Genomic DNA, 17,930 nt, shown 5'->3' with positions numbered 1-17,930 from the left:
CTCGGGTGGGCGGGTGCGAGGCTGGCAGATCTGCCGATACCAGCACAGGCACCGGTTATCGACTCGGCAACGGGGACCGACGGCCTAGCTGAAGCGGTTACTCCCGCAGGTTGAGGGATGGGGGCGGTTCGCGGAACCCGCGGGTGAGGACGGCCAAGTATCCGACGCCAAGCGCGACCCATAGCAAGCCGAAGAACAGCGTTGAACCTGAAAGGCTCGTCCACAGCCACAACGTCAGGCCGAAACCGACGACCGGCACGAGACCGTAGAGAAGGATCGACGGCGCTCCTCGGTGACGTTTCTGCACGAGGAAGATCGAGACGACGGCCAGGTTGACGACGGTGAAGGCAGTGAGCGCGCCGAAGCTCACGATGGAGGCGACGAAATCGACGCTGGCGAAGACGGCCGAGACTGAAATGACCGCGACGACGAGAATCGCTCCGACTGGAGTGCGGAACCGCTCGCTCAGGACACCGAAGATGCGACGCGGCAGCACGCCGTCGCGACCCATGCTGTAGAGGATCCGTGAGACGCTTGCCTGCGAGGCGAGGGCTGAGCCGAGGGCGCCAGTGACATACGCGGCTAGGAAGAGCGCGACGAGCAGGTTTCCGCCGATGTGCATGAGCATGGCGAGGGCTGCGGTGTCGGCGTTCTCTCCGGTGACGACGTTCGGATGGGCCACGTGTGCCAGCCAGGAGATGACGATGAAGATCCCTCCGCCTGCCAAGGTCGTGAGGATGACGGCGACGGGTACTGTCCGCCGTGGCTCCTTGGCCTCCTCCGACATCGTCGAGACTGCGTCGAACCCGAGGAATGACAGGCATAGGATCGCTGCTCCCGCCATGATGAGGGAAGCGTCGATATCCCCGCCGATGAACGGATCGAGAAGGCTGATGTTCGGGTCGAATGACCGCAGCGCCATGACAGCGAAGATGATGAAGAAGAGAACCTGCAGCGACACGAGCACAACATTGGCATGCTTGACGGCGTTGATGCCGACGATGTTGAGGACGAGGACGAGCAGGAGGGCAGCCTTTGAGAACATCCAGGCGGGTGCGGCGGGGAACTGTTCGTGGAGATAGAGGCCGATGAGCAGGTAGTTGAGCATCGGCAGGAGAATGTAGTCGACCATGATGACCCAGCCGGTCATGAAGCCGATATGGCCGCCGAAACCAGCGCGCGCATAGTCATAGGCGGCGCCAGCGGCGGGCACTTCGCGACTGAGCACGGCATAGCTGACCGCGGTGAAGACCATGGCGCTCAAGGTCACCGCATAGGCCAGTGACAGATGACCCTGAGTGATCTCGTTGACGATGCCGTATGTGGTGAAGACAGTCATCGGCACCATGTACGAAAGGCCGAACATGACAAGAGTCGGAATGCCGAGCGAGCGGCGCAGCGTCGGACTGTGGATGGTGGTGCTCTCAGGTGTCATGCGGAGAGTTCCTCTCGAGTGCGGTGCTGCGTTGCACCAGCTTCGACGTCGGTGTGAGCAGTGGTTGCCGGGTTGACGCGTCAAGCGGGAGCAGTCATATTGGTCAGGTGACCAATATGGCGTGTGTCACAACCTAGGCAACGTACAGGACGGTGTCAAGAGATGGCGGGCCCGAGAGTGCGCAAGTCTGCTGAGCAGCGTCGCGCCGAGATGCGCGAGGCTGCAGATGCCATTGCGGTGTCTGACGGTCTTGCTGCGGTCACGGTGCGCTCGCTGGCGCAGCGGATGGGTGTGGTGCCGGGGCTTATCGCCCACTACGTGGATTCGATGGACGTTCTGCGAGCCGAAACCGTCGGTCGCGTGCTGACTGCCGAGCTGGAAGATTTCCGCGAGGTGGTGGAGACAGAGACGAGCACGCGCAACCGGCTGCGACTGCTGACCGAGCTGCTCACGAGAGCGGGCCGCGAAGGGGCCTCAGCACTCTGGCTCGACGCGTGGAGTTACGGCCTACGGGTATTGCCCATCGCCGCAGAAGTACGTGCGCATATGGACGCGTGGCAAGCATTCATCCAACAGCTGATCGAAGCCGCCGTCGATGCCGGTGACGTTGAATGCAGAGATCCGGACGCCACCGCGTGGCACATCATTGCGGTGGCGGATGGCCTCAACGCGCATGGTCTCGTCCAGTACCGCGACCGCGAGGCTCTGCGACGTCAACTGGCAAAGGCAATTGGAGAGAGCCTGGGTCTCTCTCCCGAAGACCTGTGCAGCTGAGACACCTCCCCAGGACTTTCGCTCAGGGCATATGCAATGGGCATCTCAAAGATCGGAGACAGAGATTATGAAGACGCAGAACGTCGCGCCGGACCACGACGTGGTGGTCGTTGGCGCTGGGCTTTCCGGCCTCACCGCTGCGACACAGCTCGTGGAGGCTGGATACGACGTCATTGTGCTCGAGGCCCGAGACCGGGTCGCCGGCCGAAATGAGAACGGAACATTCTCAGGCGGGCTCTCGATCGAGCTCGGCGGGCAATGGGTCGGGCCGACTCAGGACGCCGTACTGGAGCTGATCGACGACCTCGGTTTGGAGACGTTCACGGTCTACGACGAAGGCAAGACGCTCCTGGCGATCGGCGGACAGATCTACTCCAGCGACGACGACGCGATCGGACTGACCGACGAACTGGCCGCTGAGTTCCAGTCCACCGTGGACATGATTGACCGCACCTGTGCTGGTATCGACATCGAGCGACCATGGCTGTCGGACAGAGCCATGGAGCTGGATCGCATGACAACACAGCAATGGCTGACGGAGAACGTCCCAACGCCTGAAGTTCGAAACGTGCTCGACGTGCTTCTCGCAACGATCTTCGCAGCCGAATCCGAAGAGTATTCCGCGTTGCACTGTCTCTTCTACCTTGCCGCTGGCGGTGGGCTGCATCGCATGATGGCGACGATCGGCGGGGCGCAGGAGGCGCGCGTGTCAGGCGGCACTCACCAGATCTCCGAGCGTCTGGCGAGCCGGCTGGGGAAACGTGTGCATCTCAGCACCGAGGTCACAGGACTGACATACGGCGACGACGGCGTCACAGTGCACACCACCACGAATGATGTGCGCGCTCGCCGGGCTGTCGTGACTTTGCCGCCGACGTTGGCAGGTCGGCTGCGGTACGACCCGCCGATGCCGCCGAACCGCGACGTTCTCACCTCCCAGATGCCCGGCGGAAACGTCATCAAGTTCCAGCTCCGGTATGCCAGGCCGTTCTGGCGCGATGCAGGCCTGCGGGGCACGGTGCTCAGCCTTGATCACGATGTAGCGCTCGTCTACGACAACTGCATTCCCGGCGAGGAGTCCGGGATCCTCGTAGCCTTCGTCGAGGGTCACCACGCGAAGGCCTTCGCCGGTGTTCCGGAGGATGAGCGCACCGCGCGAGTGCTTGAGTGCTTAGCCGACTTCTTCGGTGAAAATGCGCGCAAGCCGCTCGAAGTGCTGCAGCGTGACTGGAGTGCTGAGCCGTTCACGCGCGGTTGCTACGGCGGCCGGCTCGGAGCGGGGCTGTGGACGCACGTCGGTGAGGAGCTGCGCCGGCCCGTCGGCCCTGTGCATTGGGCCGGAGCGGAAACCGCAACCGAATGGAACGGCTACATGGACGGGGCAGTCCGCAGCGGCCGGCGGGCAGCCAACGAGGTCAGCGACGCACTCAGCTGAGCGCAATCACCGCCTCGGGAGCGGGATCGACCAGCCGGCGCAGAGTCGCAGACGTCACGCGCCGGGCGGGCGCGAAGGTGCAGGTGCTGGGCGCTGGCGGGTTTAGACTGAAATCTATGTGCGGAATTGTTGGATACGTTTCATCGTCAACCCCCGAAGCAGCGGGCCACAGCGCCCTTGACGTCGTGCTCGGCGGCCTCAAGCGGCTCGAATACCGCGGCTACGACTCAGCCGGCGTCGCGCTCGTCACCGATGAGGGCCAGGTCGCCAGTGCGAAGAAGGCCGGCAAGCTCTCGGCGCTGACCGAGGAGCTCGAAGCCCACCCGCTGCCGGCGGCGATGACCGGCATCGGCCACACCCGGTGGGCCACACACGGCGGGCCGACCGACGACAACGCGCACCCGCACCTTGCCGACGGCGGCCAGCTGGCGGTCATCCACAACGGCATCATCGAGAACTTCGCCTCCCTCAAGGCCGAGCTGCAGGCCGATGGCGTCGAGTTCCTCTCCGAGACCGACACCGAGGTCGCCGGCCACCAGCTGGCGAAGAACTACGCCACGACCAAGGACCTGACCGAGGCGATGCGCCTGACCGCCGGCGAGCTCGAAGGAGCGTTCACGCTGCTGGCCGTGCACGCCGACAAGCCGGGCACTGTCGTGGCTGCCCGCCGCAACTCGCCGCTGGTCATCGGGCTCGGCGAGGGCGAGAACTTCCTCGGCTCCGACGTCGCAGCCTTCATCGACCACACCCGCAAGGCTGTTGAGATCGGCCAGGACGAGATCGTCACCATCACCCCGGACTCCGTCGCCATCATCGACGCCGAGGGCAACCCTGTCGAGGGTACGAGCTTCAACGTCGACTGGGACACCGCCGCAGCCGAAAAGGGCGGCTTCGCCTCCTTCATGGACAAGGAGATCCACGACCAGCCGCAGGCCGTGGCCGACACCCTGCTCGGCCGGATGGATGCCGACGGCAAGCTGACCCTTGATGAGATCCACGTCGATGAGACGATCCTCAAGTCAATCGACAAGATGATCGTCATCGCCTGCGGCACCGCCGCCTACGCCGGCCAGGTCGCCAAGTACACGATCGAGCACTGGTGCCGCATCCCCGTCGAGGTCGAACTCGCCCACGAGTTCCGCTACCGTGACCCGGTCGTCAACGAGAAGACCCTTGTTGTCGCCGTATCGCAGTCCGGCGAGACGATGGACACGATCATGGCGGTGCGCCACGCCCGCCAGCAGGGTGCAAAGGTCGTCGCGATCTGCAACACCTACGGCTCGACGATCCCGCGCGAATCCGATGCGGCGCTCTACACCCATGCCGGACCCGAGGTGGCGGTCGCCTCGACGAAGGCGTTCCTGTCTCAGATCGTCGCCTGCTACCTGCTGGGCCTGTACCTGGCGCAGCTACGTGGGAACAAGTTCACCGATGAGGTGCGCGTCATCCTCGATGAGCTGCAGCAGATCCCGGAGAAGATCGAAAAGGTCCTTCAGCTCAAGGGGCAGGTCGAGCAGCTTGCCCGCAGTGTGCAGGACACCCAGTCGGTGCTGTTCCTCGGTCGGCACGTTGGCTATCCGGTTGCGCTCGAAGGTGCGCTCAAGCTCAAGGAGCTCGCCTACATCCACGCTGAGGGCTTCGCTGCCGGCGAGCTCAAGCACGGGCCGATCGCCCTCATCGAGGACGGGCAGCTCGTGTTCATCATCGTGCCGAGCAAGGAAGGCCGTGACTCCCTGCACGCGAAGGTCATCTCCAACATCCAGGAGGTCCGTGCCCGCGGAGCGAACACGATCGTCATCGCCGAAGAGGGTGACGAGGCTGTGCAGGAGTACGCCTCCGAGGTGTTCTACGTCCCGCAGACCCCGACGCTGCTCGCACCGCTGCTGACGACGATCCCGCTGCAGTTCTTCGCCATGGAACTGGCGACGATGAAGGGCCTGGACGTCGACCAGCCGCGCAACCTCGCCAAGTCCGTCACCGTCGAGTAAGACAGGCAGGCAGCTATGGGGATCATCGGAATCGGCCTCGACATCGCCGATGTGCCGCGCTTCGCTGAGCACATCGAGCGGGTGCCCGAGCTGCTCGACCGGCTGCTGACCCCTGCCGAGCAGCTCAAACGCAACGGCAAGCTGCGCACACCGGAGTCGCTGGCCGCACGGTTCTCCGCGAAGGAAGCGCTCGTCAAGGCGATGCAGTATCCGGGCATCATCGAATGGCAGCACGCCGAAGTCGTCTCCGCGCCTTCGGGTGCGCCGTCGTTCCGGCTCTCCGGGCCGGTGCTCGAGCACTTCCGGAAGATCGGCGGAGAGAACATCCACCTGTCGATCACCCATGATGCCCGGGTGACGATGACCTATGTCATCGTCGAAGGCTCCGGTGCGCCGCTGTCACCGCCGGTCGACCAGCCGCCTCCGCTGCTGCCGGGCAGCCCGGAGGCACTCGCCGCGTTGGAAGAGCGGCGGAAGCAGCGACGAGCCGAAAAAGAACGGCTAGCCGAAGAGAAGCGCCAGCGCTAAGCCGACTGAGCCTGCTGGTCAGAACGGGGGAGCGTCGTCTGACGGCGTTCCGCTGGTTCCCTCCTCTGAGGACCCGTCCTCCTGCGGTCCTTCTTCCTGCGTTTCCTCCCGCAGTGCTTCGCGCCTGGCGGCATCGCTGAGCTCGTCCGCCCGTGCCAGGCCCAGGTAATACTGGGCCAGCTCAGTGGCCGTATCGAGATACACCGCATCAGGCTCTGCCGGCGCGGTAGCAGTCTTTGCGTTGGCTGCCCGCTCGGCTTCGGCCGGTGGGCTTGTCGCCCAGTGCGAACCGGGTGTGGCGTCATCGTGCAGCAGGGTGCGCATCGGCTCCGGCAGTGCCTCACCGATGATCCGCGCCTGTCGCTGCTCGACCGGATTGCGCGGCTTGCGCGCCTCACCGGTGAGCCCGAACATCATCGTCCACCGCAGCACACCATCATCGCCCTTGACCACGCGCAGATGCCCGCGCGTCTTGAGGTCGTGATGGGTCTTGCACAGCGGCTGCATGTTCCCCACCTGCGTCAGCCCGCCAGCAGACGGGTCACGGTGGTTGAACGACTCGATGTGATCGGTCTCCGACGTCGAGGCCCGGCGGCTGCAGCCCGGTGCCGTGCACCACGACCAGGCCGCCTGCACCGTCGTGCGCACCGCCCGCGGCACCGCGTACTTCTGCGCGGGCTCATCGAGGACCTCACCGGTGAGCGGGTCGGTCAGCAACCGGTACAGCGTCGAGGACTCGGCAGCGAACTGCCGGGCCGTCACGGCTGGAATCGGATGCTGGCCCTCCAGCGAACCGGGCAGCTCGGCACGGCCGAGCAGTGTCATCACCGGCACGGTGACGTTGACGGTGGCCTGTCGGCGCAACCATTCGGCACTCGTGGGACACGACACCTCCAAAAGCTGCGTTCCGCCGTCGCCGTGTTCGACGCGCAGCTGGGTAGCTGGAGCCATCCCGGTGAGCATGTCGAACATCGTCTGCGGGATCGTGCGATCCTCCACCAGCTGCAGCTCCGCATCGTTGCCTGCCGTGTCACCGCGGTCGAGGCCGAAGGCGTCGAGCTGCTGGCGCACGACCCCGCGGGCACAGGCGAGCGTGCGCTTGTACAGCGCCGTCAGCGGAGCCAGCGGCCCGCGCAGGGTCAGCGTCGCACTGCCATCGGGCAGCGCTTCGAAGAGCACCGCCCGCTGCTCGTGGATCTGCTCAACGGCCTCGTCCTCGGGCTCGATCGTCGCCAGCTCCATGTCGACATGCCGGCGCACCTCGCGCATCGGCCGGTGTGCCGGGATCGCAGAGATAGACGCGTCCATCTCCTCCAGCTGCGCGAGCGTGAGGTCGCTGCTCTTGCGGGCGGTGTAGTCCAGCCGCTCGAAGGGCACCTGTCCACGCAGCACGAGCGCGGTCAGCCGCGGTAGGCCGACGAACGCTACAAGCGCCCGCGAGACCAGGGTGTAGGCCTTCTGCAGCGAGCAGTCGTGCATCGTCGAGACCACGACGCGTATCGCGTTCTCAGCCCGGTCATTGGCGCAGAACCACGACATGAGCGAGCCGCTGAAGCGCACCTGCCGCAGGCCTGCGGCGACGTCCGCAGGGGAGGGCAGCACCGCCTCGGGCGCCGTCACCCCGGGCATCGCGGGTACGAACCCGACCATGCGCGCGGGATCGAATGCAGGCGCGCATGCCACCGCCTCGGGGCCGGGTGGCCCGCCTGTCTCCGGTGGATCGGCCGGCCGATGCTGCAGCGGCAGGGTCGCGAGCCGGTCGTCGATGTTGAGCACCGCGAAGGCCAGCTGCGCCAGCCCGTACATCTGCACCGCCTCATAGCGGCCCAGCTGCCGGTTGTAGGCGGCCACATGATCAGCCAGCAGCGACACCGGGCTCGCCGGCACCTCGACGGCCAGCTGCGGGTCGTCATCGGGGTCCATTCCTCTCACCTCCTTGTGAGGGTGCAGCCGATCAGCGGCTGCTGATTTCGTCGTGGTTTCAGGCTATCGGGACCCACTGACATCGCTTCCGGATCGCGGGTGCGGCGGGGTTAGGCTGGGAGTATGTCAATCATCAGCGCCGCCGCAGCGGCTACCCTCCTGCCCGAACTCCAGCGCCTGCGCCGCGATCTGCATCGCGAACCCGAACTCGGCCTCGACCTGCCCAAGACCCAGGCCCGGGTCGCAGCCGGGCTCGACGGCCTCGATGTCGAGGTCACCTATGGGCAGTCGCTGAGCTCGCTGACGGTCGTGCTGCGCGGCGGGAAGCGCGACCCTGAGAAGCCGGTGGCGGTGCTGCTGCGCGGGGACATGGACGCCCTCCCGGTGACTGAGGCGACCGGCTTCGATTTCGCCTCCACCAACGGCGCGATGCACGCCTGCGGCCACGACCTGCACACCACCGGTCTGTACGGAGCGCTGCGGCTGCTCCACGATGTCCGCGACGAGCTGGCAGGCGACGTCATCTTCATGTTCCAGCCCGGCGAGGAGGGCTACGACGGTGCCGGTCACATGCTGCGCGAAGGGGTCCTCGAGGCCGCCGGAGTGCCGGTCATCGCCGCCTTCGGGGTGCACGTGTCAGCTGATCAGCCGCTCGGTAACCTGTACTGCCGGCCGGGCTCGTACATGTCGGCGTTCTCGATCATGAACATCACTGTGCGCGGCAAGGGCGGACACGCCTCCCGCCCGCACACCGGCCGCGACCCGATCCAGGCCGGCGCGATGCTGGTGGGCCAGCTGCAGGAGTATGCGACCCGCCGCTTCGATGCCTTCGACCCGGTCATCATCACCGTCGGCCAGTTCCATGCCGGCACCGCACCCAATGTCATCCCCGACACCGCCGAGCTCACCGTCGGGATCCGCTGCTTCTCCCAGGCCACCACCGCCCGCACCGAAGCTGAGCTGCCGAACCTCGTGTCCACCCTCGTATCCGCCCACGGCTTGGAGGCAGACGTCGACTACCGGTCGGTGCTGCCGCCGGTCATCAACGATGAGACCGAGACCGCGTTCTATCTCGACACCGCCGCCGAGGTGTTCGGCCCGAGCCGCACGCACCTTGTGACGGTGCCGAAACCGGGCTCCGAGGACTTCTCGCGCATCCTCCAACAGGTGCCGGGCACCTACGGCCACCTCGGCGCAGCACTTCCGGGCACAGTGGCCGAGGAACAGGATTCGAACCACTCACCGCGCGCCCGCCACACCGATGAGGGACTCGCCGACCACGCCCGCTTCCTCGCAGCGCTCGCCGCCGGCAGACTCCACCAGCATGCCGCCGCGGCACCCGCCTGGCCGGGTGCCGGTGCAGCTGTCGATGCGGGAGCAGCTGCCGGTGACGGTGCTGGGGCACGGAGCACCGATCCCGAGGCGGGGGAGACTGAGACCGAAGGGAACCTGACATGAGACTCGGGTACACCGCTGCCGCCGTCCGAGAGGCAGAGGCGCCGCTGCTGGCGGCAGGCCGCGGGGAGGCGCTCATGCGCGCCGCCGCTGCTGGGCTCGCTTCCGTGTGCCGCCGTCTGCTGAGCGAACGCGGCCAGATCCCCGGCAGCCGCGTCGTCATGCTCGTCGGTGCCGGCAACAACGGTGGAGACGCCCTCTACGCCGGCGCGAACCTCGCAGACCGCGGCGCCCACGTCACCGCCGTCGACGTGTTCGGCAAGCAGCACCCGGCCGGCAGCGCCGCCTTCATCTCAGCCGGTGGGCGGACCGAGGCCTTCAGCCCCGAAACCGCTGCCGTGATCGCTGCCCAGCTGCGGCGGGCCGATCTCGTCATCGACGGGGTGCTCGGCACCGGCGCCAAACCGGGCCTGCCCGAGGACCTCGTTTCTCTCATCCGCGACTGGCAGGGAAGTGCTGCCTCCTCCCAGTTCGTCGTCGCCGTCGACGCGCCCACCGGCGTCGACGCTTCGACCGGGGCCTGTGGGCCCACCCATGTGCGCGCTACCCACACCGTCACCTTCGGCGCCGACAAGGCCGGCCTCCTGTTGCCCGGCGGTGCCGATGCCGCCGGCGAGGTGACAATGGTCGACATCGGCCTCGACATGTCGCCCCATGTCCCGGCCGTCCACGTCCCCGACGATGCCGCCCTCGCGACCCTCTGGCCGCGCCCGCAGGCAGGCGACCACAAGTACTCCCGCGGCGTCCTCGGCCTCGTCGCCGGCTCCGCCCGCTTCCCGGGTGCCGGCGTGCTCACCGCCTCGGCGGCGGTCGCCACCGGTGTGGGCATGCTCCGGCTCCTCGCCCCGGCCGAGGTGACCGAGACCGTCCTGCAGACCTACCCGGAGGTCGTCACCGACGCCGGGCGCGTGCAGGCCTGGGCGATCGGGCCGGGTGCTCCGGACCGGCTGACGATGCAGCACGCGATCACCGCCGCCGAATCCCAGCAGCTGCCGCTCGTCATCGACGCCGGCGGCCTGTCGCTGCTCACCCGGCCGCTGGAGACGAGCTGCATCCTCACCCCGCACGCCGGTGAGCTCTCCGAGCTGCTCGCCCGGCTGGGCACCGGCGCGCCCAACCGCTGCGAAGTCGAAGCCGAACCGGTCACCCACGCCGTGCGGGCCGCCCAGGTGCTCGAAGCGATCGTGCTGCTCAAGGGCAACCGAACGATCATCGCCCGGCCCGACGGCACCGTCGTCGCACCGGAACCCGGGCCCGCTACGCTGGCCACCGCCGGCACCGGCGACGTGCTCACCGGTATCCTAGGAGCCCTGCTGGCCACCACCGCGGGAACCGATGTCGATCTGGCCGATTTGGCCGGGCTGGCAGTGCTCATGCACGCACGCGCAGGCGCGCACGCGACCCACGCCTCGCATCTGCCGGCTGTTCTCGAAGCCGACGTCCTCGCCGTGCTCGACCAGGCCTGAGACACGCTCCCGGCAGCACCACGACAGCCACGTGCACCCAGCCGCACCACCCGGCAGCACCACCCACCGACAACGAAGGAGACAGCCCATGGCAGCAGCGGCGCAGGCAGCGACCGGATCGGTCATGACCGCCCGCATCGACACCGCGGCACTCATCGACAACGCCCGCACCGTCGCCGCGCGCGTCGCTCCCGCCCAGCTCATGGCCGTCGTCAAGGCCGACGCCTACGGCCACTCCACCGACATCGTCGCCCCTGCGCTGTATGCCGCCGGACTGCGGGACTTCGCCGTGGCGACCGTGCCCGAGGCGGTGGCCCTGTCCCAGCTGCTCGGCCCGGATTCCGGGGCTCGGATCCTGTGCTGGCTCTTCGACCCGGCTGCCGACCTCACTGTTTGCACACGCGCCGGGATCGAACTGGGCATCTCCACCCCCGAAGCCCTCGAGGCCGCCATCGCCGCAGGCCGGGCGACCGGGCGCACTCAGGACGTGCACCTCAAACTCGACACGGGGCTGGGCCGCAACGGCCTCTCCCTGTCCCAGCTCGACACTGTCATCGAACGACTGCGCACGCTTGCCGCCGAGCCCAGCACCGCCGCCGGTGCGCAGGCAACGACCGGGACGGCCACCGCCGGAACTGCCCGAACCGCCGGGACGGCCGCCACCGGAACTGCCGGAACCGCCGAACCGCCCGCCTCGGCGCCGGTGCGGGTGACCGGCATCATGACCCATTTCGCCAACGCCGACATCCCCGGCGACCCGGCGACCGTCGACCAGCTGCACCGCTTCGACACCCTCTACGGCCGCCTGCAGGCCGAACTGCCGCACGCCCTGCGCGCAGACGACCTCATGGTGACCCTCGCCAACTCGCCGGCCGCGCTCTCGCTCGACCCGGTGCCCGGCAGCCACGTGCGCGCCGGCATCAGCCTCTACGGCATCAGCCCATTCGAAGACAAGACCGCCGCGCAGCTCGGCCTCACCCCGGTCATGACGCTCACCTCCCGGGTCCTCAACGTCAAGGACGTCCCCGCCGGTCACGGCGCCTCCTACGGCCTGACCTACCGGTGTGAGCGCGACACCCGATTCGCACTCGTCGCCGGCGGCTACGGCGACGGCCTGCCGCGCATCGCCGGCAACCGCGGCGATGTCGCCATCGGCGGGCGCCGCTACCCGATCGTCGGGCGCATCGCGATGGACCAGATGATCCTCGACATCGGCCCGGCCGTCGACGGCGGCCAGGTGGCGATCGGCGACGAGGTGATCATCATCGGTGACGGCACCACCGGCCCGAGCGCTGAAGAGTGGGCGGACTGGTGCGAGACGATCAACTACGAGATCGTCACCTGCATCAGCGCCCGCGTCGACCGCATCGCCGTGGGCGCGGATGCCGCCAGCGCGCCCGGTGACCGCGCCCGAGGCGGTGACCGGTGACCGACTCCACCCACCTTGCCATCGGCGACCGCGAGGACATGGAGCGCTTCGCCTCGCTGCTCGCCGCCCAGCTGCAGGCCGGTGACGTGCTCATCCTCACCGGCAACCTCGGTGCCGGGAAGACGACGCTCACCCAGTTCCTCGCCACCGCCCTCGGGGTGACCGGCCGGGTGTCCTCACCGACCTTCGTCATCGCCCGCGCGCACGCGAACCCGCACGACGACCGGCCGCCGCTCGTGCACGTCGACGCCTATCGCCTCGGCGACGCCGCCGAATTCTCCGACCTCGACCTCGAATACGGTCACGACGAAGCCGTCACCGTCATCGAATGGGGCCGCGGCCTGGCCGAAGAACTCTCGGCCGATCGCCTCGAGATCGTCATCACCCGCGCAGGCGAGGACCCCGAGGCGGCACCGGACGCCGACCCAGCCACGAGCGCAGACGACCCCGGCAGCGACCCGGCTGCCGGCCCCGACACCGGGTCCCTCGACGTCTCCGATCTCCTCGGCGACACCCCCGGCCCCGTCGACCTCACCGAGGCTGATGAGGACGAGACCCGCACGATCCGGCTCATCCCGACCGGGCCGAGCTGGAAGACGCGCATCAGCGCCATCGCCGCCGCCTTCGCAGAGCAGGAGCCCGCATGATCATCCTTGCGATCGACACCTCGGCCACCGCCACTGCGGCGCTGACCGACGGCGAGACCGTCCTCGCCGAGTGGAGTGCGGCCGCCGGCGGCAAGCATGCCGAGCTCACCGGCCCGGCCATCCGCTCACTCACCGCCGGCCAGCCGGCCCCTGAACTCGTCGTCACCGGAGTCGGGCCGGGCCCGTTCACCGGCCTGCGCGCCGGCATCGCCACCGCGATCGGCTACAGCCTCGGCGCCGGCATCACCGCTGCCGGGGTGCCCAGCCACCTCGCGCTCGCCGTGCGCGCCTACCGCAGCCTCGACCCCGCAGCCGCGCTGCTCGCCGCCACCGATGCGCGCCGCAGAGAGGTCTACTGGACCCGCTTCGCCGGACTCGACGAGCACGGCGTGCCCGTCATCGCTACCGGGCCCGAGGTGTCGGCACCGGCCGATCTGGCAGCCCGTCTGACCGAGACGGCAGGGGAGCAGACGCCGGCGGGCATCGGAGGCGGGTTCGAGCTCTATCCTGAGCTGCTCGCCGTGCCCGAGGTGGCCGACCCGATCCTCGACACCGCACCTCCGGCGGCTGCCGACCTCGCGATCGCCGCCTCCCGGATCCTGGCATCCGGCGGCGAGCTGTGGCCGACGACCCCGCTGTACCTGCGCGCCCCCGACGCCGCCCCGGCCGCCCGCCGCGAGACGAGCCTGCGATGAGCGACGACCCCGCCGCAGGAGCTGACCCCGCTGCAGGAACCGGCCCTGCCGCAGAAGCTGAGGCACAAGCCGAGGCGACGGGAGCCGACCCAGCCGCAGGAACCAACCCCGCCGCTGGCGCTGCGGCCACAGGTGCCGACGCCGGAGTGATCCGGCGGATGCGCTGGTTCGACATCGCACCCATCGCCGCCCTCGACGCCGCGATCTTCGGCGCTGATGCCTGGTCAGAGGCCTACTTCTGGTCGGAGCTGGCAGCCCCGGGCCGGCACTTCATCGTCCTCGACGCCGCAGCTGCCGGCAACGCCGCCAGCCCGGGACTCCTCGGCTTCGCCGGCCTGAGCGTTTCCGGCCCGCAGGCCGACATCCTCACGATCGCCTCCCACCCGGACGCCCGCCGGCAGGGGATCGGCCGCCGGCTGCTCGACGCCCTGCTCGACCACGCCCGCGCCAACGGCGTCGAAGCCGTCCACCTCGACGTCCGCGCCGACAACATAGCGGCCCAGGCGATGTACGCCGCCGACGGATTCGTAGAACTCGACCGCCGCCCCGGCTACTACCGCGACGCCGACGCCGTGCTCATGCGCGCACTGCTGTGACACTCCTCAACTGACCGAACTGCGCGGCCCGGAATTGGTAGCCTGAAGCCATGACATCCTCGCCTGTCCTGCGCTTCTCACTCGTGCCCTGGGAAGACGGCGTCGACCTCGACATCCGCACGACACTGCCGGTGACCGCCGCCGAGGTGTGGGCACAGATCGCAGACCCTGCCGCCTGTGGCGCGTGGTTCGCGCCGTACACGCGGGCAGGCGACACACTGACCTTCGACGCCGGCGACGGCGAGACCTTCACCGCCGAGATCATCCACTGCGCCGAAGAATCCGATGTCATGCTCGACTTCGCCGACTTCGGGCTCACCGGCTTCAGCCTCCGGCCCGCCGAGGATGACGAGAGCACCACCGAGGTCATCGTCACCCGCCCACACCCCGACTGCACGGCCGCCGCCGATTCGATCGACAGCCAGGTCGAAGGACTGTGGCCCTCCCACCTCGAGCTGCTGGCCGCACAGCTCGGCCATCCGATGGACCGCCAGGGCAACCCTGACGTCCACGCCGAGGCCTTCACCGCCCTAACAGATGAAGCCCGCGCCAACGCCGCTGAGGCGAGCCGATGAGCGCTGCTGGCCGCCCGCTCGTCCTCGGCATCGAATCCTCCTGCGACGAAACCGGCGTCGGGATCGTGCGCGGGCGCACCCTGCTGACGAACACCGTCGCCTCCTCGATGGACGAGCATGTGCGCTTCGGCGGCGTCGTGCCCGAAGTCGCCTCCCGCGCCCACATCCACGCCATCGGCCCGACCATCGACGAAGCGCTCACCGACGCAGGCGTCACCCTCGATGACATCGATGCGATCGCCGTGACCGCAGGCCCCGGGCTCTCCGGAGCGCTCATGGTCGGCGTCGCCGCCGCCAAAGGCCTCGCAGCGGCCACCAGGCTGCCCCTCTACGGCATCAACCACCTAGCCGCCCACATCGCCGTCGACCTCGTCGCCGACGATCTGCAGAACCCAGCCACCGCCTCGGGCCCGGTGACCCCGTCGATCGCGCTGCTCGTCTCCGGCGGGCACACCGAGATCCTGCGCATCGGCGACCTTGTCGACGACATCGAACTGCTCGGCGCCACCATCGACGACGCCGCCGGTGAGGCCTTCGACAAAACCGCTCGGCTGCTGGGCCTGAGCTATCCGGGCGGGCCGAACATCTCGAAAGCCGCCGCCGGCATCCTCGACGGCACCGGCCAGCCGGGCGATCCGGCCAGCGTGAAATTCCCGCGCGGACTCTCCGCCGCCAAGGACCTCCGCGACCCTCAGCGCCGCTACTCGTTCTCCTTCTCCGGGCTCAAAACCGCAGCCCTGCGCTTCGTCACCGCCTACGAGGCCGCACGCGCCGCCGGCAACCGGGAGACCAGCCGGCAGTTGACAGACCTGCGCTTAGCCGACGTCACCGCATCCTTCGAGACAGCCGTTGTCGACGTGCTCGTGACCAAGACGCTGCTCGCGTGTGAGGATCACGGCATCGACCACGTCATGCTCGGCGGGGGAGTGGCGGCCAACCGGCGGCTGCGCGAGACCCTGGCCGAACGCTGCAGCGAGGCCGGCGTCACCCTGCGGATCCCGCCGCTGAAGCTGTGCACCGACAACGGTGCGATGGTCGCCGCCCTCGGCGCCGAACTCGTCACCCGCGGACTGCCGCCCTCACCAGAGGACTTCGCAGTCTTCTCCTCACTGGAGGTGCGCGATGTCTACATCCGACCCTGACCGCAACGAGACCCCGACGCCAGACAGCAACCCGAGCCCAGCCGATGCGCCAACCCCAGCCGAGGCGCGCCGGTCCATGCCGCCGATCGACGAGCTGCGCGCCCGCCGCCGGTCCGGTGACGGCTGGATCGAAACCCCGCAGGGACGTTTCTGGGGCAGATTCGGTGCCGCAGGACTGCTCATCCACGACCGCGAACGCGGTGTGCTGCTGCAGCACCGAGTGCCCTGGTCAGCCCACGGCGACACGTGGGGGATCCCCGGCGGGGCGATCGACGCCGATGAGACTCCGACTGCCGGGGCGATCCGCGAATGCCATGAAGAAGCCGGTGTGCCGGCTCTCGACGGCTCAGGCATCAAGATCCTCGACACGCACGTCGTCGACAAAGACGGCTGGTCGTACACCACCGTCATCTCCGAAGCCACCGAACACCTCGAGGCGTTCATCGCCGATATCGAAAGCCTCGACCTGCGCTGGGTGCCCCTTGACGAGGTCGCCGACTATCCGCTGCACCCCGGTTTCGCGGCCGCCTGGCCGCAGCTGCGCGCAGTGCTCGACGACTGAAACACGGCACCCGGCGACCGGAAACCTGCCGGCGGGCGGAAACCTGCCGGCGAGCGCCTCGGGAACGGCGACCCGGCCCCGCGGTCAGAGCCTGCCGTGCACCCCGGCGTCGAATTCCTCAGCCAGCTGGCGGGCCACAGCGGTCAGCTTGCCGGTGCGGTAGAACTCCGCGCGCTGGCGCTGGTAGCTCGCCCCGGTCTCAGCGAACCGCAGCATGTCGGCCAGCTCGTCGACACAGCCGAGCCTCTCAGCCACCGGCTGCAGGCGCGCGACCTCATCGGCGATGACATCGGTGACGAGCCGCTCATCGGCGGCGGCGTTTTCGATGATGATCGCCTCCATCGCATAGCGCGCCGCCCGCCACTTGTTCTCCACATGGAACCAATCCGGCATCGTCGGCAGCGTCTCACCGGCATCGAGACGGGCGGAGAAGTCATCGACGAGGCACTGGACGAACGCGGTGACAGCGGCGACTTCGCGCAGGCTCGGCATCGCATCGCAGACCCGCACCTCGATCGTGCCCCACTTGGGCGCTGGGCGGATGTCCCAGCGGATCTCGTTGATCTCATCGATGATACCGGTGGTGAACATGTCGCGCGTATACGCCTCGTAATCAGCCCAGGCATCGAACTGATACGGCAGCCCGGCCGTCGGCAGCTGCTGGAACATCATCGCCCGGTTCGAGGCGTAGCTCGTGTCCTGCCGGGACCAGAACGGCGAAGATGCACTCACCGCCTGCAGATGCGGCACGTAGGCCAGCAGTGCATTCAGGATCGGCAGCACCTTGTCCCGGTCATCGATCCCGACATGCGTATGCAGCCCGAAGATGAGCATGTGCCGGCCCCACCACTGGGTGCGGTTGATGAGCTCGGCGTAGCGTTCGGCCTCGGTGACCTGCTGATCCTTCCAGCGGGCGAATGGGTGGGTGCCGGCTGAGAGCACCCGGATGCCCAGCGGCTCGGTGATCTCGTGCAGCTGGCCGATCGTCTCGGCCAGCTCCGCACTGGCCTGAGCGACGGTGCGGTGCACGCCGGTGACCGCCTCGACGGTGTTCGTCAGCATCTCCCCGACGATCCGCCCACGCAGCGCGGCGCGCTCCTCGACGGCAGCGAGCACCTCGCCGGCACGCGGCACGAGGTCGAGCGAGGCCGTATCGACAAGCCCGAGTTCCCATTCGACGCCGAGGGTCGACCGTGGAGAGCGCGCGAAATCAACCATGCGCAAATCCTACAGAACCCTTGTCATTTCCTGCCCATCCGCTCCTGAGGCGGTCGCCGCCT

16 protein-coding genes are annotated in these 17,930 nt (G+C 68.3%); 13 read left to right on the top strand and 3 right to left on the bottom strand.

The genetic code is table 11. The features are described 5' to 3' along the window. Window positions 1-97: 97 nt before the first annotated feature. Window positions 98-1,435, bottom strand: coding sequence for an APC family permease (locus tag HLA91_RS10400; protein ID WP_170274609.1), 1,338 nt, complete (start codon window positions 1,433-1,435; stop codon window positions 98-100). Window positions 1,436-1,612: 177 nt separating this feature from the next. On the opposite strand from HLA91_RS10400, the gene HLA91_RS10395 reads away from it, so the two are divergent. From HLA91_RS10395 to HLA91_RS10380, 4 genes are all read left to right on the top strand, one after another. Then, window positions 1,613-2,209, top strand: coding sequence for a TetR/AcrR family transcriptional regulator (locus HLA91_RS10395; protein ID WP_165883470.1), 597 nt, complete (start codon window positions 1,613-1,615; stop codon window positions 2,207-2,209). Next, the gene (locus HLA91_RS10390) at window positions 2,109-3,644 is read left to right on the top strand and encodes a flavin monoamine oxidase family protein (protein WP_275587825.1); all 1,536 of its coding nucleotides are present in this window, start codon (window positions 2,109-2,111) and stop codon (window positions 3,642-3,644) included. The genes HLA91_RS10395 and HLA91_RS10390 overlap by 101 nt, the downstream gene beginning before the upstream one ends. A 116-nt stretch (window positions 3,645-3,760) precedes the next feature. Then, complete coding sequence (gene glmS / locus HLA91_RS10385; protein ID WP_170274608.1) at window positions 3,761-5,632, top strand: glutamine--fructose-6-phosphate transaminase (isomerizing); 1,872 nt, start codon at window positions 3,761-3,763, stop codon at window positions 5,630-5,632. 15 nt (window positions 5,633-5,647) lie between these two features. Next, window positions 5,648-6,160: a holo-ACP synthase gene (locus tag HLA91_RS10380; protein WP_170274607.1), complete on the top strand. Its 513-nt coding sequence runs from the start codon at window positions 5,648-5,650 to the stop codon at window positions 6,158-6,160. A gap of 18 nt (window positions 6,161-6,178) precedes the next feature. Here HLA91_RS10380 and HLA91_RS10375 read toward each other — a convergent pair whose 3' ends face one another. After that, on the bottom strand, window positions 6,179-8,083 hold the full coding sequence (locus tag HLA91_RS10375; protein WP_170274606.1) for an HNH endonuclease signature motif containing protein: 1,905 nt from the start codon (window positions 8,081-8,083) through the stop codon (window positions 6,179-6,181). 123 nt (window positions 8,084-8,206) lie between these two features. Here HLA91_RS10375 and HLA91_RS10370 point away from each other — a divergent pair, with 123 nt between their 5' ends. The 9 genes from HLA91_RS10370 to HLA91_RS10330 all read left to right on the top strand — a co-directional run bounded on the left by HLA91_RS10370 (window position 8,207) and on the right by HLA91_RS10330 (window position 16,650). After that, window positions 8,207-9,541: a M20 metallopeptidase family protein gene (locus tag HLA91_RS10370; protein ID WP_170274605.1), complete on the top strand. Its 1,335-nt coding sequence runs from the start codon at window positions 8,207-8,209 to the stop codon at window positions 9,539-9,541. Beyond that, window positions 9,538-11,004, top strand: coding sequence for an NAD(P)H-hydrate dehydratase (locus HLA91_RS10365; RefSeq protein WP_170274604.1), 1,467 nt, complete (start codon window positions 9,538-9,540; stop codon window positions 11,002-11,004). Before HLA91_RS10370 ends, HLA91_RS10365 begins: the two co-directional genes overlap by 4 nt. 88 nt (window positions 11,005-11,092) lie before the next feature. Beyond that, window positions 11,093-12,433 (top strand): alanine racemase, encoded by a 1,341-nt coding sequence (alr, locus tag HLA91_RS10360; RefSeq protein WP_170274603.1) that lies wholly within the window; start codon window positions 11,093-11,095, stop codon window positions 12,431-12,433. After that, window positions 12,430-13,080, top strand: coding sequence for a tRNA (adenosine(37)-N6)-threonylcarbamoyltransferase complex ATPase subunit type 1 TsaE (gene tsaE / locus HLA91_RS10355; RefSeq protein ID WP_338076756.1), 651 nt, complete (start codon window positions 12,430-12,432; stop codon window positions 13,078-13,080). The genes alr and tsaE overlap by 4 nt, the downstream gene beginning before the upstream one ends. After that, window positions 13,077-13,775, top strand: a complete 699-nt coding sequence (gene tsaB / locus HLA91_RS10350; protein ID WP_170274602.1) for a tRNA (adenosine(37)-N6)-threonylcarbamoyltransferase complex dimerization subunit type 1 TsaB — start codon at window positions 13,077-13,079, stop codon at window positions 13,773-13,775. Before tsaE ends, tsaB begins: the two co-directional genes overlap by 4 nt. Continuing rightward, window positions 13,772-14,371 (top strand): ribosomal protein S18-alanine N-acetyltransferase, encoded by a 600-nt coding sequence (rimI, locus tag HLA91_RS10345; RefSeq protein ID WP_239557075.1) that lies wholly within the window; start codon window positions 13,772-13,774, stop codon window positions 14,369-14,371. The genes tsaB and rimI overlap by 4 nt, the downstream gene beginning before the upstream one ends. Before the next feature lie 50 nt (window positions 14,372-14,421). Then, on the top strand, window positions 14,422-14,946 hold the full coding sequence (locus HLA91_RS10340) for an SRPBCC family protein (protein ID WP_170274601.1): 525 nt from the start codon (window positions 14,422-14,424) through the stop codon (window positions 14,944-14,946). After that, window positions 14,943-16,088 carry a tRNA (adenosine(37)-N6)-threonylcarbamoyltransferase complex transferase subunit TsaD gene (gene tsaD / locus HLA91_RS10335; protein ID WP_170274600.1) on the top strand — a complete coding sequence of 382 codons (1,146 nt, stop codon included), beginning with the start codon at window positions 14,943-14,945 and terminating at the stop codon, window positions 16,086-16,088. The genes HLA91_RS10340 and tsaD overlap by 4 nt, the downstream gene beginning before the upstream one ends. Further along, on the top strand, window positions 16,069-16,650 hold the full coding sequence (locus HLA91_RS10330) for an NUDIX hydrolase (protein ID WP_239557074.1): 582 nt from the start codon (window positions 16,069-16,071) through the stop codon (window positions 16,648-16,650). The genes tsaD and HLA91_RS10330 overlap by 20 nt, the downstream gene beginning before the upstream one ends. Window positions 16,651-16,734: 84 nt before the next feature. Here the strand turns inward: HLA91_RS10330 and HLA91_RS10325 are convergent, their stop codons facing one another. After that, entirely contained in the window at window positions 16,735-17,868 is a 1,134-nt protein-coding gene (locus tag HLA91_RS10325) for a glutamate--cysteine ligase (RefSeq protein WP_170274599.1), read from the bottom strand. Window positions 17,869-17,930: the final 62 nt, after the last annotated feature.

It is taken from the genome of Brevibacterium luteolum, assembly GCF_013004595.1.
Lineage (GTDB): Bacteria > Actinomycetota > Actinomycetes > Actinomycetales > Brevibacteriaceae > Brevibacterium > Brevibacterium luteolum.
The sequence above is the reverse complement of the archived record's forward strand: the minus strand, read 5'-3'. Positions and strand labels throughout refer to the sequence as shown.